The sequence below is a fragment of the Flavobacterium reichenbachii genome (assembly GCF_002217435.1).
GTDB classification, from domain to species: Bacteria; Bacteroidota; Bacteroidia; order Flavobacteriales; family Flavobacteriaceae; genus Flavobacterium; species Flavobacterium reichenbachii.
Map to the genome: position 1 here is coordinate 105,271 of NZ_MUHF01000006.1, position 15,767 is coordinate 121,037.

Annotated in this window: 15 protein-coding genes; 7 read left to right on the forward strand and 8 right to left on the reverse strand. The window is 35.5% G+C overall.

Annotated elements, in window-relative coordinates:
* Position 1: 1 nt before the first annotated feature.
* From B0A68_RS06580 to B0A68_RS06605, 6 genes are all read right to left on the reverse strand, one after another.
* Positions 2-742, reverse strand: coding sequence for a M17 family peptidase N-terminal domain-containing protein (locus B0A68_RS06580; protein ID WP_035689031.1), 741 nt, complete (start codon positions 740-742; stop codon positions 2-4).
* A gap of 226 nt (positions 743-968) precedes the next feature.
* On the reverse strand, positions 969-2,315 hold the full coding sequence (locus B0A68_RS06585) for an alginate export family protein (protein WP_089069694.1): 1,347 nt from the start codon (positions 2,313-2,315) through the stop codon (positions 969-971).
* Between the two features lie 113 nt (positions 2,316-2,428).
* Positions 2,429-3,061 (reverse strand): hydrolase, encoded by a 633-nt coding sequence (locus tag B0A68_RS06590; RefSeq protein ID WP_051892853.1) that lies wholly within the window; start codon positions 3,059-3,061, stop codon positions 2,429-2,431.
* Between the two features lie 139 nt (positions 3,062-3,200).
* Positions 3,201-3,521 carry a hypothetical protein gene (locus B0A68_RS06595; protein ID WP_035689039.1) on the reverse strand — a complete coding sequence of 107 codons (321 nt, stop codon included), beginning with the start codon at positions 3,519-3,521 and terminating at the stop codon, positions 3,201-3,203.
* 70 nt (positions 3,522-3,591) lie between these two features.
* A complete protein-coding gene (locus B0A68_RS06600) occupies positions 3,592-4,407 on the reverse strand; it encodes an alpha/beta fold hydrolase (protein WP_035689042.1) in 816 nt (271 codons plus the stop codon).
* 518 nt (positions 4,408-4,925) lie between these two features.
* Positions 4,926-6,425, reverse strand: a complete 1,500-nt coding sequence (locus B0A68_RS06605; RefSeq protein ID WP_035689045.1) for a ComEC/Rec2 family competence protein — start codon at positions 6,423-6,425, stop codon at positions 4,926-4,928.
* A gap of 637 nt (positions 6,426-7,062) precedes the next feature.
* Here B0A68_RS06605 and B0A68_RS06610 point away from each other — a divergent pair.
* Both B0A68_RS06610 and B0A68_RS06615 read left to right on the forward strand, forming a co-directional pair.
* Positions 7,063-7,497, forward strand: coding sequence for a hypothetical protein (locus B0A68_RS06610; RefSeq protein ID WP_035689047.1), 435 nt, complete (start codon positions 7,063-7,065; stop codon positions 7,495-7,497).
* A gap of 202 nt (positions 7,498-7,699) precedes the next feature.
* On the forward strand, positions 7,700-8,089 hold the full coding sequence (locus B0A68_RS06615; protein WP_035689048.1) for a helix-turn-helix transcriptional regulator: 390 nt from the start codon (positions 7,700-7,702) through the stop codon (positions 8,087-8,089).
* A 63-nt stretch (positions 8,090-8,152) separates the two neighbouring features.
* Here B0A68_RS06615 and B0A68_RS06620 read toward each other — a convergent pair whose 3' ends face one another.
* Positions 8,153-8,485: a YegP family protein gene (locus B0A68_RS06620; protein WP_035689049.1), complete on the reverse strand. Its 333-nt coding sequence runs from the start codon at positions 8,483-8,485 to the stop codon at positions 8,153-8,155.
* A gap of 332 nt (positions 8,486-8,817) precedes the next feature.
* Here B0A68_RS06620 and B0A68_RS06625 point away from each other — a divergent pair, with 332 nt between their 5' ends.
* Together B0A68_RS06625 and B0A68_RS06630 are read left to right on the forward strand one after the other, a co-directional pair.
* Positions 8,818-9,939: an XdhC family protein gene (locus tag B0A68_RS06625; protein ID WP_035689051.1), complete on the forward strand. Its 1,122-nt coding sequence runs from the start codon at positions 8,818-8,820 to the stop codon at positions 9,937-9,939.
* Positions 9,929-10,531, forward strand: coding sequence for a nucleotidyltransferase family protein (locus B0A68_RS06630; protein ID WP_035689053.1), 603 nt, complete (start codon positions 9,929-9,931; stop codon positions 10,529-10,531). Before B0A68_RS06625 ends, B0A68_RS06630 begins: the two co-directional genes overlap by 11 nt.
* Here B0A68_RS06630 and B0A68_RS06635 read toward each other — a convergent pair.
* Positions 10,528-11,664: a cysteine desulfurase family protein gene (locus B0A68_RS06635; RefSeq protein ID WP_035689055.1), complete on the reverse strand. Its 1,137-nt coding sequence runs from the start codon at positions 11,662-11,664 to the stop codon at positions 10,528-10,530. The two genes, B0A68_RS06630 and B0A68_RS06635, sit on opposite strands and share 4 nt — an antisense overlap.
* Positions 11,665-11,839: 175 nt before the next feature.
* Here B0A68_RS06635 and B0A68_RS06640 point away from each other — a divergent pair, with 175 nt between their 5' ends.
* The 3 genes from B0A68_RS06640 to B0A68_RS06650 are packed head-to-tail and all read left to right on the forward strand — an operon-like array spanning position 11,840 to position 15,668.
* The gene (locus B0A68_RS06640; RefSeq protein WP_035689058.1) at positions 11,840-12,478 is read left to right on the forward strand and encodes a (2Fe-2S)-binding protein; all 639 of its coding nucleotides are present in this window, start codon (positions 11,840-11,842) and stop codon (positions 12,476-12,478) included.
* Positions 12,475-13,455 carry an FAD binding domain-containing protein gene (locus B0A68_RS06645; RefSeq protein WP_035689061.1) on the forward strand — a complete coding sequence of 327 codons (981 nt, stop codon included), beginning with the start codon at positions 12,475-12,477 and terminating at the stop codon, positions 13,453-13,455. The genes B0A68_RS06640 and B0A68_RS06645 overlap by 4 nt, the downstream gene beginning before the upstream one ends.
* 8 nt (positions 13,456-13,463) lie before the next feature.
* Positions 13,464-15,668: a xanthine dehydrogenase family protein molybdopterin-binding subunit gene (locus B0A68_RS06650; protein ID WP_035689064.1), complete on the forward strand. Its 2,205-nt coding sequence runs from the start codon at positions 13,464-13,466 to the stop codon at positions 15,666-15,668.
* The last annotated feature ends 99 nt before the right edge of the window (positions 15,669-15,767 follow it).

Sequence of the window (15,767 nt, forward strand, 5' to 3'; positions counted from 1 at the left end):
ATTATTTAGTATTCAATTTTGAAATAGCATCTTTAATTCCTTCTCCTGCAACATTGTAAAAAGCAGGTCCGGCAAGCAGGATAACTTTAGTTAAAGGTTTGTAATCAGCTAATTTTTTATCTTTAAGAAAAGCCTGAGTTCTGTAAGCTTCAAAAGAACCTAAAACTACATTTGCAGCAACTAAAGCGGTTGGAGAATCGATTCCTGCATCTTTAATATCACTGGCAAAAGAATAATTAGAAACACCTAAACGCAGTGCTTCGCGCATAGCAGTACTTCCAACGCTGATCATTAAATCTGGCGTAAATTTAGTGCGGTCGCCAAGTCCAATAAGCAATAACTGTTTAGAAGCCAAAGTACCTTTTGGAGGCGTAATCAATAAAGTTTCTAATGCGTGACCTTGAAATTTTCCGCTTTTGCGTAATTCAGTAATTATACCTTTTAAAGCGTCGTCTAAATGAACCATTCCGTTTAGGTTTGCAGGAAGGGCAGGAGGGTTAAAAATGTCACCTTCTGTATATTCAAAAACGCAGGCAACTTGTAATTCTGCTTCGGCTGCAGATGGCCCCTGCACCAATCCGTTTACTGCAACTCCATCTACTTTCCCCCAAGTTGTAGTAGAACCGAGCGCCGCGGTTTGTGCAAAGGCATTATTTGTGAAACCTGCGAATAAAATTGTGATTAGAAGAGTTAGAATACTAGTTCTAAGTCTGTAATTTGAGAAAATCGTTGTATTTTTCATAGTGCTAAATTTTAGTTGATGAGAGTATGATTGTGATTTTTTTAAACACATAGAGACATAGAATTTATATTCTGAAATGAATAAAAAGAATATAAAAAGATACTAGTTTCTCAAACATAGCTATATGGATTACAGCTATGTTTATTAATGCAAGTGAAACGCCTTTTTTACATTTCTAAAAGCTATGTTTCTATGTGTTTAAATTAATTATGTTGAATAAAAATTATTAAAATTTAAATCCGAGTCGGGCATTAAAGAAAACACCGTCTTTAGAATTTGGAATAATGTCATTTATGAATGCTCCGGTTTTGAAATACTGAATACCGCTTACAACCGAAATATATTTGTTTACGCTGTAGGAGAAATTAGCCAGATATGCTGTTCCGATATATCTTTCGTCAGAAGCGCTTCCCGGTAAATTTAAGGTGCCGCTTGGTCTGTAAACACCGTCCTGAGTTGAATATCTCCAGTTAAAAACCACATCGACCTGCATCTTTAGCTCTGGCAGTAAATCCATCGTGGCGTAAGGATGAATATCGATAAGGTTTACCGGACCAACCTGCGGACTGAAACCAAAATAGCCTCCTTTTGGATAAATCGGATTGAATGTCTGCAGATTTCCGTCGCCTTCTTTTTTATCACCTGAAATATAATCATTTCGAAGGTTTATTGTCGGCTTAAATTTCACGTTTTCAAAAGAATAGCCAATGTCAATTGATCCTGTCCAGGCATTTATATTTCCTGAGCCAAAAGTTCCGAATTGATAGGCTGCTTCCAGATTGTAAATAAAACCGCCGCCGTATTTCCAAAGTCTTGTTCCAACTGTATGTCGTCTTTCAGGCGCAATTCCTTCCTCAAAAAGCGATTCGTCTCTTCTGATTCCGAGGTAATACAAATCCAGATTGCCTGCTTTTGGGAATATTATTTTTGAATACGCTCCCCAAAGATTCAGTTGTTTCGACATTTTATTGTCAAAGACACCCGTATTTATAGTATCGGCCATCATGGCAAATCCGTCAATTGAGAATCGGGCAGAAGAGTACATTATTTTTCCTCCCGTAAAATAAAGCCTTGCATTTGGACCTTCTCTAACCGAAATTAATCTTCCGGAACCATAATCGAGTTCTTGTCTTCCGGCACGAACGATTATTTTTTTATCTTCTTTCTGATATACATTCACATCTAAAAAAAGATTCTGAACGTTCAGCTGATCTTCATCAATCCCACGTGGACCGTTAATTCTTCCGTCTTGAAGAGCACTTCTTAATTGAGCAAATACTCTAAAAGTTTTTCCTAAATGAATATCGGCATGAAGATCGTAACGCTGTAATAAGAAATTGTTATGACCAATATTTAATCTTCCCCAATCTTCATTGTTGAAATCGACATATTCATATCGGGCTTCACCTCCAAGAGACATATAAAAATCTTTCTCTTTGTTTAAAGGAATAAATTTTAGATTCTCATAAAAGTTTCTGCTTGAATCTTTTAGAAATTCGTAGTTTTCATCATAGCGCAAAAGCTTAAAATTTTGTGCCGATGCTGCGCTTCCAATTAAAAGAAAACACATCATGATAATCCCGAAGTTCTTATTTTTTTGCAATATGGATTTTGATGATTCCAACATAATGAAGGGGTGAAAGGTTATTTTTTTGTTTCAGGTTTCAAGTTTCAGGTTAAACCGAATTAGTGTTTTAACATGTTGTGTGCGTAATGAATACCTAAACCGTAAGATCCACCGTGTTTTTTCATTAAATTGGTTACCGGAACATAGGTTTCCTGACGTGCCCAGTCTCTTTGAAGCTCTAATATATATTGGATAGAAGTGATTGGCTGTGCACCAACTTGAATCATTCTCTGAATGGCACGTTCGTGAGCTTCTTCGCTTACATCACCGCAGGCATCTGTGATTACGTACACTTCGTAACCTTCTTCAATAGCAGATAAAGCTGGACCAACGATACAAACTCCTGTCCATAATCCGGCTAGAACTATTTTTTTCTTGTTTTTTCCTGTGATAGCTTTATAAGCATTTTCATCTTCCCAAGTGTTCATTGTAGTACGGTCAATATATCCTGAAGTGGCAATTGGATAGTATTCTTCAATTTCTGGGAAAACAGGACCTGCAAAGCTTTCTTCAAAAACAGTAGTTACAATTGTGGGAACGTTAAAAATTTTAGATGCACCGCAAATAATGGCAACATTATTACGTAACTCGCTCAAAGCAATGCTGCTTGTAGCAAATGCCATTTGTCCTTCAAAATCGATTAATACTAATGCATGATTGTCTGGTGATAATAAGTTTACTGATGGTTTCATAGGATGTTTATTTTTAATATTATTAGTTATGCCAATTAAATGCCAAATTGTTAATAGCTTGTTATATTGGTTTTTATGTTTTAAAGCAACTCTATTCTCTTACGATATTTCGTAAATTTATTATTGCTTTATAAAATTGTTATGAATGAGTGGAGAGTTTTTTAATCATTTCTGTAGAAACAGAGTCAGCATAAATTCCAAATGCGCTGGTTAAAACTCCTTTTAGGTTGTAGATATCAGATACAATTCCGTACACAATATCTTCATCTCCGGGATCTGTATCCCCTTCAAAACGAAACAGATATTCGATTTTAAATTCTTCCGGAGACATTGTTTGCGTGTTATTATTATAACGGATACAATTTTCGTCAAGATTAAAATTTTCTGTAAAACCTTGTTGATTCAGCCATTGCAAAGCTTCGGTAACGGTATCAAAAGCGGGTTGTTGTAATGAACTCATAATGGAGAAGATTAAACTGCCTGTGAAAGAACCTTTGCAGGCAGTTGATTAATTAGAGTGTTTTTATTATTTATTTAATAAAAGCAAGAATATCATTGTTGATCGTTTCTGCTTCTGTAGTTGGCATTCCGTGAGGAAATCCTGGATATGAAATAAGTTTTCCGTTTTTCAAAAGTGCTGCAGCTCTTGGTGCCTGACCGTAAGGAACAATTTGATCGTCTTCTCCGTGCAATACCAAAACCGGAATATCTAAACTCTTAAGATCTTCTGTGAAATCTGATTCAGAAAACGCTTTAATTCCTTCATAATGAGCCAATACAGAACCCATCATTCCCTGACGCCACCAATTGTGTTTAATACCTTCGTGAACAGTTGTTCCTTCGCGGTTCCATCCGTAAAATGGAATCGGGAAATCGTAAAAATATTGTGCTCTGTTAAAACCTGTACCTTGTCTTATTTCATCAAAAACAGACAATGGAACGCCTTCTGGATTTGATTCGTTTTGAATCATAATCGGCGTTACAGCACTAATAATTACTGCTTTTGCAACACGTCCTTTTCCGTATTTTGCAGCGTAACGAATTACTTCACCTCCACCAGTGGAGTGACCTACGTGAATAGCGTCTTTTAAATCAAGAGCAGCTGTCAATTCTGCTACATCAGATGCGTAAGTTTCCATATTATTTCCTTCAGAACTTTGACCAGAACGACCGTGTCCGCGTCTGTCATGTGCAATAACTCTATATCCTTGTTTAAGGAAAAACATCATTTGAGCATCCCAGTCATCACTAGATAAGGGCCATCCGTGGTGAAAAACAATTGGCTGACCTGTTCCCCAATCTTTGTAAAAAATTTCTGTTCCGTCTTGTGTTTTAAATGTGCTCATGATTTTTGAATTTAAGATTAATTATATTGTGGGTTTTTAATTTAACTTGAAGATTAATTTTGATTTTTAACAGTTAATGTATCAAATGTCTAATTTTGTCTTGTTTGTGTTGCAAATTTATTATAGAACAAAAGGTCTATCGATTAATCTAGGTTAAGAAGTGAAAAAGTTTATTTCACAACATTACTTTTATCTAAATCTGCTCAGCCAGAATTAAGGCTTTTAGTCTATTTTTTTATTTGCGGTAAGCACTGGATCTCGTGCAAAAGACAACACATCATTTGTTTTCATGTTCTGCAATTATTAAATTAATAAGTTGATGCAGAACATTAGCCAAATAATGTGCCTTTATTTTTAAATAACTGATTATTAGTTATTTGTGTTTTTGGATGGGATTAATTGTTTACGATATTTCGTAAAATTATTATTTACATCACGAAGATTATGATGTAAATGTTGTTTTAGAACAAGCTTTTTGTTTTATAGTTGCGTCATTACGGGGTAATGTATTAAGATTTTTATTCAGATTGTTTAGAACGATATATGTATTCATTGTTTATTTCGTCCCAAAGAATTTCATGAAGGTCCCAGCTTCCTCTTGTTGCAGGTGCTTCAAGTTTTTGAGCTATAATGATTTTTTCGCCGTCAGTTCGCAGATTTATCATTCCGTAAACAGTTACTAAACGTTCTTTAGTAATAGGTTTAACATTCACTTTCGAATTTGTATTGGAGCGTTTTAAAAATTCTGGTGTAGATCTTGAAAGTTCTGTCGAAAATATTAAAGATCTTTCTCCTCTGCTATATTTACCAATCGTTCCCAATGTATCAGGTCGCGGATGACAATGAGGTTCCTGATCACCGCTTGAGATAATAGTCGCCAATGGATTAACTGCGTCCATAAATTCGCTTGTAAAATCTGAAGATCCATGATGACAGGATTTTGCAACATCCACCTGAAATATTTTGCGGGCGTCTAATACCGCTTGTTTAATAGCTTCTTTAGCCAGATCTCTATCTTTTTGCAGTTTAGATTTTAGCTTTGCTCTTAATTCCGGAAGATCTGCACCCGTGTAATGTTTGATTAAATAATCTTCAGAATCTTCGTTAAGGTCTCCGCCTAATAAAATTTTTACTTTTCCTATTGCTAGTTTTATAATTATCGAATGCCCATTCTTGGTCTTTCCTTTATTACCCTTAAAAACGGGCAATGCAGGTTTATTATCGACTATTTGAGCAACCGGACCCACTATTTCCATAACTGCTGTGGCGCTTCCTATAGATGGCGCACCATTACGCAGACTCAGTTTTTCGGCAGTGGTTTTTTGCAGCATCTTAATATAGTTTGCATTAAAAGTGCTTTCAACAGCTATTCTTTGCTGGAAATCAGATTCTGTATCGCATAAGTCTGTAATGTAATCTTTCTTATTCGATGAAATTAAAGTTCCGAGACTTCCCGGTTTAGTTCCGGTTTTTTCAACCATTCCATTATGGTACACTTTTTCTATCTTAAAAGTCTTGTTGCCATTTGTAGTGTGTTCAAATATTTTTGTAAAACCCATATAGTGATCATCATCAGAATGAGAAATTACAACTGTAAAAGGAGGAGGAAATTTTCCGCCTTTCTCGATATTATACCTCCAGTTTAAAAAGCGGAACATATTGTCAGAAGAGCCTGCATCAACCAAATAATGATCATCTTCTGGAGTAACAATATGGCAGCCGTCACCTTGACCAACATCTACAAAATTTACTTCAAGAATTCTATTATGCTGTATTTCGTGAGGCAGGATATAGCCATTTTGGTTTCGGCCTCTTACTTTAATATATTCAGTTCCTTCAATCGTTTCGTAAACAGGCATTCCGTCATCTCCTGTTAACAAACTAATCCAATCTCCAAATAACAAATGTTTAACCCATGTAAATTTTTTGTCACCATTACCTTTTTTAGTGTAATTCATAATTTTTACAGATGGAAAAACGGCAAATCCTTTCTTGTTTTCAATTACTTTTTGGTCCATAATTACTATTTTTTAGATTATTATTTTTGAAATCCGATTCAATACAAAATGTGCTGCTGATTCAGTTTTTTCAATTTAAGGTATAAAACTAATTATTGTAAGTTGTTTATTTATAGGTATTTATACTTGAATTTAAAAAAGCTTGGCCATAGAATATTTATTCATTTTTTCTTTGATTAAAAACAGCAGCCAATAGTAATTTATAATCCTAATCTTATATTGTATAATAAGTAAAGAATTCTTTAAAAAAATATATTTTCTTTCTAAGAATGGCTGTTCATGTTGATGTATGTTCTTTTAATTAATAAAATAAGTTTCGATTTGATAAAATTTTATTTAAAAATAATTTAGAAGTATTTTTTTTGTGTTAAAAATAGGTAAGTAAAATCTATTGAGCTGTGATAATAATGATAAGTAAAAATTTACATTTTAGAATTAATTATAACTTTTAGTTATATTCTATAAGGAGCTTGTAAGAAAAAAAACCGCTTTTAGTTGTAATATTGCTATGATAAAGTTTTGCATCTGCATTTGGACTTTGTCCTGTTTTTCTAGTCCAAAGCGTATTCAAAACAGATAATTTGTATTGCTTTCGCAGCAATAATTTTCTGTATTTTTTTAATAATGATTAATTACTATGTTCATTACTCTTACTCCTGATCGCATTCACTTTGAATACGGATCAAAACGCTGGCAATACAATTTTGAGGAAATTGCAGAGCTTGGCCTGCTCAAAAAAAAGAAAACCTACTTTCTTGAAAATGGTGCTTTTATCTTAGTTACGGTCTTGACTAATTACTTTTTATTTTTTTCAGATTTTATGGAGCTGTATTATATCATACCCGCTTTGTTACTGTATACTGTTATAGTTATTTCCAGATTTCATAATACAATAGAATTTGAATATTTTGTAATCGTAAGAGACGTTTATCAAAAAGAGATAAGAGTAAAAATAAAGGCTTTAGACCGTGTAATTATAGGTAAAGAAATTGACCATTACTTGAGTTTAGAGTTTGATCGTGTTTTACAGCTAAACAAATCTTCTAACTTTAAAATCGGCTCATGTGCTTAACAGAAAATTGGAAATATCAGCTGGCCTTTGTTTTTCTGGCTCTGGTTTATGGTTTTGTAATCACCATGAGAAAAGAATAAGTACTGATTTCTATAACCTACAAAGTAAACAGTATTAGATTATGCATTAAATGACACAGTTATACACTAAAAAAATAGTGGTTAGTTTTTAACTGTCAAAAAAAATCCCCCAACAAAAAATTATGGCCACTTCAATAAAGAATAAAATTAAAAGCATTAGAGAGTTGAAAAATTATACTCAGGAATATGTGGCAGATCAATTAGGCGTCACACAGGCAGGTTACAGTAAGATTGAAAAAGGAAAAACAATTCTTTCTTTTGCAAAGCTGGTAGAAATCGCACGAATTTTAGAAGTGAGTGTAGAAGATATTATTAGTTTTGACAGTCAGCGTTATTTTAAAAGCTTTAATTCGGTAAAAGGGAATAGTAATAATGGAGGAATTATAATAAATTCTGATGACAGCGAAGCCTTAAAGCAGCTTTACGAAGATAAGATAGCACTTTTAGAAAAGCTGTTATTGAGAACAGAACAAGAATTAGAACGATATAAAGAGAAGTTTGGCAATTTTTAAAAATAAAGTTTAGATGTTTCAATAAAAAAGCGAAGTTTTAGAACTTCGCTTTTTTACTATAATTTATGCCGTTTGATCGTCTGTAACTGCTGTCGGCGCATTTGTTTTTACAGATTCAATTCCGTTATCTCTCGAAGCAGTACTTTCATACATTTCGCTTGATCCGATAATTTGGCCGTTGCTGGCTTTTAGATTAAAATAAGGTTTTCCATTGCTGGATTCCTTTTTTTCAAAACGATTGTCGTCCTGCGAATTCGTTTTTACAGATTCAATTCCGTTTGTGCAAGCCGCTTTTGTGCTGTAACCTTCACTAGATAAAATAGTTTGTCCGTTACCTGCTTTTAAATTGAATTGAAATTCTCCGTTGTTTCTCTTAGTAATTACAAATTTTCCCATTTGGTTTATTGTTTAGATTTGATATTAAAATATTTTTGCTGAAGATAAAAATACAAAACTTCGTCATACAAATCATACATCGCTAAAAAAAATGATGCAAAAAAATGATTAAGAAAATGTTAGTTCAAGGTTGGGTAATGACTGAAAATAAATTAAATAAAAATGCAAAAATCAGCTGCTGCTTTTCGTTTCAGCTAATTTTCTAAAATGACATCAAAAAGAAATAAACGATATAATCATTGATAAGGCAGATAATTTCTATTGGCAACATTGAAATTATGAAATTTATCCAAAATATAATTCCTTATTTTTGTTAGGAATGAATTATTAGTATGAAAGAAATCAGCGATATCTTAAAAGCATTTTCACAAGCAAAAATTGAGGGAAAAAAGACAGCTTTGGCAACAGTTGTAAAACTCGAAGGCTCTTCGTACCGTCAGCCGGGAGCGCGAATGCTGGTTACAGAAGATGGTATGCTGACAGGTGCAATAAGCGGGGGCTGTCTGGAAGGCGATGCATTGAGAAAAGCACTGCTTTCTATACAGCAGCAGCAAAATAAATTGATCACTTATAATACCAATGATGAGGATGATGTTGAAATAGGATTGCAATTGGGCTGTAACGGAATCGTACATATTCTCTTTGAATACATAAATGAGGAAGCAGAAAATAATCCGATCAGGCTTTTGGAGGAACTGCAAAAAGAACGAAAAGAAGCTGTAATTCTTACCTTGTTTTCTTTAGAAAAATATGCGGCTCAATTGGGAACTGTTTTGTTTTATCGAAATGAAAATTCGCTTTTGTATGAAGATGAATCGGCTTTAGAAATCCTTCCCGAAGTAAAAGAATCCTTAAGAAATAAAGCTACAATTGTAAAAAAAATAAATGCATCCCAGACCGAAGCTTTAATAGAATATATTCAACCGCCTGCTTCTCTTGTTGTGGCCGGTGCAGGAAATGACATACAGCCGCTTGCTAAAATGGCCGATTTATTAGGTTGGGAAGTTACTATTGGCGATGGTCGCACAGCATATGCTACCACAAAACGATTTCCCGATGCAAAACGTGTAATAGCTGCAAAACCCGATGAATTTTTAAATCAAATAGTAATAGATTCAGAAACGTATTTTGTACTCATGACGCACAACTACAAATACGATCTGGAAATGCTGCAGCTGCTTCTAAAAAGCGATTGCAAATACATTGGAATATTAGGTCCAAAAACAAAACTAAACCGAATGCTTGATGATTTGTCTAATGAAGGTATTCAAATTACAGACGAACAATTAAACCGTATTTACGGACCAATAGGACTTGATCTTGGAGCAGAAACCGCAGAAGAAATTGCACTGTCGGTTATTGCCGAAATTAAAGCCGTGATGAGCGGTAAAAATGGTGCTTCATTAAAATATAAAATCGGAAAAATTCATAATGCTATTCCGTATGTCGACTGAAAATTCTAATAAAACCGGAATTATAATCCTGGCTGCAGGAAATTCCTCAAGACTCGGCAGACCCAAACAGCTGCTGGAATTTAAAAAATCATTTTTACTTCAAAATACCATTTCAGAAGCTGTTTCGGTCACTAATTCTAATGTTATTGTAGTTTTGGGTTCTAATAAAGATGCGATCCAAAAAGAAATAGATTTGTCTCAAACAACAGTTGTATTCAATCAGGATTGGGAGTTAGGAATGTCGACTTCTATTGTCTGCGGTTTACAAAAATTATTAGAACAGCATCCAGAATGCCAGCGCTGTATTATTGCAGTCTGCGATCAGCCTTTTGTGACTGCCAAAGTGTTTGAGGATTTAATAAATGAACATCAAAAAACAGAAAAAGGAATCGCCGCTGCATCTTATGCTGAAACAATAGGAACTCCAGTCTTATTTCATCAAAAATATTTTGATATTCTTTTGGAAATCAAAGGACAGCAGGGAGCTAAAAAGATCATTAATAGTTTTTTAGAAGACACAGCTGCAGTGGTATTCGAAAAAGGAAAAATCGATATTGATACTCCGGAAGATTACAAAAAACTTCTTTCTTAAATCTTAAATTTTTCTGCAAGCGCTAAAACTGTATCAATCGTTTCTTCAATTTCTTCTAAAGTCGTGTATTTACTTAAACTAAATCGGATTGAACTTAAAGCATCTGCATGAGATAATCCCATGGCTTTTAAAACGTGCGAAGGCTCGGAAGTAACGGCAGAACAGGAAGAACCATTAGAAACTGAAATATTTTGCAAAGCCAGAATAAGTGTTTCTGAATTTACTCCCGGAAAGCAAATATTTGACGTATTGTATATGCGGTTTTGAATATTTCCGTTTACAAACGAACCTTCAAATTGTAACAAACCTTTTTCTAGATAATCTTGCAGTTCAGTGATTCTTTTTGTGTGACTTTCCATTTCATCAAAAGCAATTGCAGCAGCTTTTCCTAAACCAATAATCCCCGTTGTATTTAAGGTGCCGCTTCGCAGTTTGCTCTGTTGTCCGCCGCCGTGTAACTGCGGGGTCAATTTTGACTTGGCTTTCGCCGAAAAATACAATCCGCCAATGCCTTTTGGACCATGAAATTTATGTGCAGAAAAAGGAAGCATATCAATTCCCATTTCATTTACATCGATCATTATTTTACCAACAGCCTGTGTTGCATCGCATAAAAAAAGTACATTTTTTGCTTTAAGGATTGATGAGATCTGCTTGATATTTTGCATGACACCCGTTTCATTGTTGGATAACATTCCTATGAAAACCAGTGTTTTATCTGTTATTGTGTCATTTAAAAGTTTAAGATCTAAAAGTCCGTCAGTTTCAACTGGGAGATAAGTAACTTCAAAACCAATTGTTTCCATATACTGACAGGTATCGAGAACAGCTTTGTGTTCTGAAGCAATGGTAATAATGTGTTTTTTATCCTCATTAGAGAATCCCTTAATAGCGAGATTAATAGATTCTGTTGCACCCGAAGTAAAAATAATCTGGTCTTCGGCAGCGCCTATTAAATTTGCAGTCTGCCAGGCCGCTTTTTCAACTGCTTCCTTTACGGCCAGTCCAGCCAAATGTGTACTGCCGGAATTGGCATAGTATTCTGTAAAATACGGAATCATTTCTTCTAGAACACGATCATCTAAACGAGTAGAGGCATTGTTGTCGAGATATATAGGATGTTTTGATGCCATGCTTTTTTCTTAATCCCGTAAAAATACAATTTTGAAATTTATAATGTAAGGATTTTGCTCAATTGAAATTATTCTAAATAGAGGTTTTGTGTGAATTTTATAACTATTTGTAACATAAGATTGTTAAATTTGTTAGAATGACATTTTGCGATTTGGGTAACTTAAAAACTGACTGATGGCTGTTAAAAAAACAAACAAAAACAACGAGGTTCATGACGATTCAAATTCTCGCCGCGACTTCATAAAAAAATCGGGATTATTTACCGCTTTGGCTTTGGCGCCGCCTTCATTGGTTATGGCATCAGAAAGCAAATGGGATGAGAAAATTGCTTCGTATCTGGAAACTGTTCCGCTTTCTATCGAAATAAACGGAACAAAACACAATCTTAATATTGAACCAAGAACCACTTTGTTAGACTTACTTCGGGAACAATTACAGCTTACGGGAACCAAAAAAGGCTGTGACCACGGCCAGTGCGGTGCTTGTACAGTTCATGTAAACGGAGAAAGAATTTTGTCTTGTTTGTCATTGGCTACAATGCAGCAAAATGCACAAGTTGTCACTATTGAAGGACTTTCTAAAGGAAAAAAACTTCACCCAATGCAGGAAGCATTCATAAAAAATGATGGTTTTCAATGCGGTTACTGCACACCGGGACAGATCATGTCGGGAATTGCCTGCATCAAAGAAGGCCATGCCAACAACAGAGACGAAATAAAAGAATATATGAGCGGTAATATCTGCCGTTGTGGTGCTTACCATAACATTGTAGATGCCATAATGGAAGTTAAGGAAGGAGGGAAGCTGATATGAAAAATTTCCAAATAATAAAAGCACTCACTTCAGCTTCGGCAGTCACAAATCTGAGTAAAGAGACCGATGCTAAATTTATAGCTGGCGGTACCAATTTGGTAGATTTGATGAAAAAAAATGTTACTGCACCAGATAAACTGGTTGACATTAATACACTGGATCTTAAAAAAATAGAATTTCTTAGTAAAAAAGTCTCTATCGGTGCATTAGCAAAAAATACGCAAGTTGCAGAAGATAAAGTAATAAAAGAAAAATTTCCTCTTTTGTCACTGGCTCTAGCAGCGGGAGCTTCGCAGCAGATTAGAAACATGGCAAGTGTTGGCGGCAACATGCTGCAACGTACAAGATGTCCTTATTTTTATAATACTGATATGCCCTGCAACAAAAGGGTTCCAAAAAGCGGTTGTGGTGCAATAGGCGGTTCTAATAGAATGCATGCCGTATTTGGAGCGTCAGAAAGCTGTATTGCAGTTCATCCGAGTGATATGTGTGTGGCTCTTGCTGCATTGGATGCAACTGTTTTTGTAGAAGGTCCGAAAGGAAAAAGAAAAATAGAGTTTACCGATTTTCATCGTCTTCCGGGAAATACTCCTGAAAAAGATAATGTTTTGGATGCCAAAGAATTGATCACTTCTGTAGAAATTCCGGAGAATAATTTTGCGAAGAACAGCCATTATCTAAAAATCCGTGACAGAAGCAGTTATGCTTTTGCTTTGGTTTCTGTTGCAGTTGGTTTAGATTTAAAAAACAATCTGATTAATGACGTAAGGCTGGCTATGGGCGGTGTCGCACATAAACCTTGGAGGCTGACTGAAGCAGAGAAATTCCTTAAAGGAAAAACAGTTTCTGAAACGACATTTAAACAGGCAGCAGATTTAGCCATGAAAGAAGCAAAAGGTTACGGCGAAAATAATTTTAAAATAACGCTGGGAACCAATGCCATTATTGAAGCACTAACAATAGCATCCTCTAAATAATTGAAATTATGAGCAAGACAAGTAATATAAATAGAGTAGACGGATTTGCTAAAGTAACAGGTTCAGCGACATATTCGGCAGAATATAAAACGCCGGGTGTGGTGTATGCCTGTTTGGTCGGAAGCACGATTGCAAAAGGAAGAATCAAAACCATTGATACTAAAAAAGCCGAATGGGCGCCGGGAGTTTTGGCAGTCATTACGCATTTGAATGTAGATAAACCTGTTGGATATCAAAAAGCAAAAGACAAACATAATTTTGGCCAGCCGCTGCAGATTTTCAAAGACGATTCGGTGTTGTATTACGACCAGCCGATTGCATTGGTAATTGCCGATACTTTTGAGCGTATGCAGTATGCCGCGAGTTTAATTAAAGCCGATTATTTAAAAGAAGAACATTCGACTGAATTAAAGAAAGCAGCAGATAAAGAGAAAAAAGTAGAAACTGAAAAAGGGAACGATTACCACCGCGGTGAACAAGATGGATATAAAAATGCCGAAGTAGTTTTAGAAGCCGAATACACAATTCCGACCGAAGTCCATAATCCGATGGAACTGGCAAATATTATCGCAAAATGGGATGGAAATAAACCCACCGTATTTACTAAAAGTCAAGGCGTTGAAGGAACACGAAAAAGTATTGCCGGAGTTTTTGGAGTTCCAATTGAAGATGTTTCTGTAAATTCTGAATATCTTGGAGGTGCATTCGGAATGGGACTGCACACTTGGCCGTATGAAATTGCGGCACTTATTGGATCAAAGAAACTGAATCGTCCTGTAAAATTGGTTTTGCATCGTGAACAAATGTTTACCAATGTAGGTTTTAGACCTTATACAATTCAGAAAATGGGTTTAGGCGCTACAAAAGCAGGAAAACTTACAGGATTAACTCACGAAGCAGTTGCAATGACTTCCAGCTATGAAGATTTTATGGAAGGAACTGTAAACATGTCGCGATTTATTTATGATTGTGCCAATGTTTCAACACGATACAGAATTGTGCCTTTGGATACCTGCACACCAATCTGGATGCGCGGTCCCGGAGAAGCAACGGGCTCTTTTGCCTTAGAATCGGCGATGGATGAGCTGGCGTATAAATTAAACATCGATCCAATTGAGTTTAGAAAACTGAATTATGCAGAAAAAGATCTGGAACAAAATAAACCTTGGAGCAGCAAATATCTTCTGGAATGTTATGAAGGGGGAATGGAACGCATTGGCTGGAAAAACCGTAAAAACGAACCTGGCTCTGTTAAAGAAGGAGACTGGCTGGTAGGCTACGGAATGGGGACAGGAACTTTTGGCTGCTATAGAAATCCTACTTCTGTAAAAGCAAAATTTTTGCCCGACGGGAATTTAGTACTTCAATGCAGTGTAAACGATATGGGACCCGGTACAGCTACTATGATGACAGCAATTGGTGCCGATATTACTGGTTTTCCTGCTGAAAATGTAATAATTGAAATGGGTAAAAGCGGTCTTCCAAAAGGACCAACCCAAGGCGGATCTGCCACAACTTCCTCTGTTGGATCTGCGGTCAATGATGCTTGTAAATTATTAGTAGAGAAAGCGATAAAACTGGCGTCAGAAAATGCTGTTTTTAAAAATATACCGGCTGCAGATTTAGAACTTGCAGAAGGAATGATTGTTTCTAAGAAGAATAGTTCTAAATCTATTAGTTTGATTTCGCTTTTAAGTGAAAATAAATTAGAAGAACTGGCAGTAGAAAATCAATCAAAAGGAACAGAAGAAGCTAAGAAATATTCTATTTATTCGTTTTCAGTTCACTTTGTAAAAGTTTTGGTGAACCCTAATTTGGGAAAAATAAGATTAGCGCACGTGGTTTCCTGTGCAGATATCGGAACAGTAATAAACCAGAAAACTTCTGCCGGACAAATGTTTGGAGGCGCAGTAGGAGGAATCGGAATGGGTTTAATGGAAGCTCTTGAAATTGACCATCGTTTTGGCCGTCCGATCAACAATAATTTTGCTGATTATCATGTTCCCGTAAATGCTGATATTGAAAAACAGGAAGTATTTTTCGTCAATAAAAAAGACCCAATCAGTAATCCTATGGGAACGAAAGGTCTGGGCGAAACAGCATTGGTAGGAATGGCGCCTGCAATCGCAAATGCAGTGTTTAACGCGACAGGAAAACGAGTCCGCGATCTGCCGATTACTTTAGACAAAATTATAGAAACCGTAAAGGTTTAATATTAATTTTAACCGCAAAGGATGCTAAGGTTTAATTTTACTTTACGCAGCGAAAACACATCCCGAGACTTCGGGATAACCACTCTGGTAAAAAATCTT

Bases quoted from the DNA above. Each gene is read 5' to 3' on its own strand.
- B0A68_RS06580 (WP_035689031.1), bottom strand. From the start codon at position 742: ATGAAAAATACAACGATTTTCTCAAATTACAGACTTAGAACTAGTATT.
- B0A68_RS06585 (WP_089069694.1), bottom strand. From the start codon at position 2,315: ATGATGTGTTTTCTTTTAATTGGAAGCGCAGCATCGGCACAAAATTTT.
- B0A68_RS06590 (WP_051892853.1), bottom strand. From the start codon at position 3,061: ATGAAACCATCAGTAAACTTATTATCACCAGACAATCATGCATTAGTA.
- B0A68_RS06595 (WP_035689039.1), bottom strand. From the start codon at position 3,521: ATGAGTTCATTACAACAACCCGCTTTTGATACCGTTACCGAAGCTTTG.
- B0A68_RS06600 (WP_035689042.1), bottom strand. From the start codon at position 4,407: ATGAGCACATTTAAAACACAAGACGGAACAGAAATTTTTTACAAAGAT.
- B0A68_RS06605 (WP_035689045.1), bottom strand. From the start codon at position 6,425: ATGGACCAAAAAGTAATTGAAAACAAGAAAGGATTTGCCGTTTTTCCA.
- B0A68_RS06610 (WP_035689047.1), top strand. From the start codon at position 7,063: ATGTTCATTACTCTTACTCCTGATCGCATTCACTTTGAATACGGATCA.
- B0A68_RS06615 (WP_035689048.1), top strand. From the start codon at position 7,700: ATGGCCACTTCAATAAAGAATAAAATTAAAAGCATTAGAGAGTTGAAA.
- B0A68_RS06620 (WP_035689049.1), bottom strand. From the start codon at position 8,485: ATGGGAAAATTTGTAATTACTAAGAGAAACAACGGAGAATTTCAATTC.
- B0A68_RS06625 (WP_035689051.1), top strand. From the start codon at position 8,818: ATGAAAGAAATCAGCGATATCTTAAAAGCATTTTCACAAGCAAAAATT.
- B0A68_RS06630 (WP_035689053.1), top strand. From the start codon at position 9,929: ATGTCGACTGAAAATTCTAATAAAACCGGAATTATAATCCTGGCTGCA.
- B0A68_RS06635 (WP_035689055.1), bottom strand. From the start codon at position 11,664: ATGGCATCAAAACATCCTATATATCTCGACAACAATGCCTCTACTCGT.
- B0A68_RS06640 (WP_035689058.1), top strand. From the start codon at position 11,840: ATGGCTGTTAAAAAAACAAACAAAAACAACGAGGTTCATGACGATTCA.
- B0A68_RS06645 (WP_035689061.1), top strand. From the start codon at position 12,475: ATGAAAAATTTCCAAATAATAAAAGCACTCACTTCAGCTTCGGCAGTC.
- B0A68_RS06650 (WP_035689064.1), top strand. From the start codon at position 13,464: ATGAGCAAGACAAGTAATATAAATAGAGTAGACGGATTTGCTAAAGTA.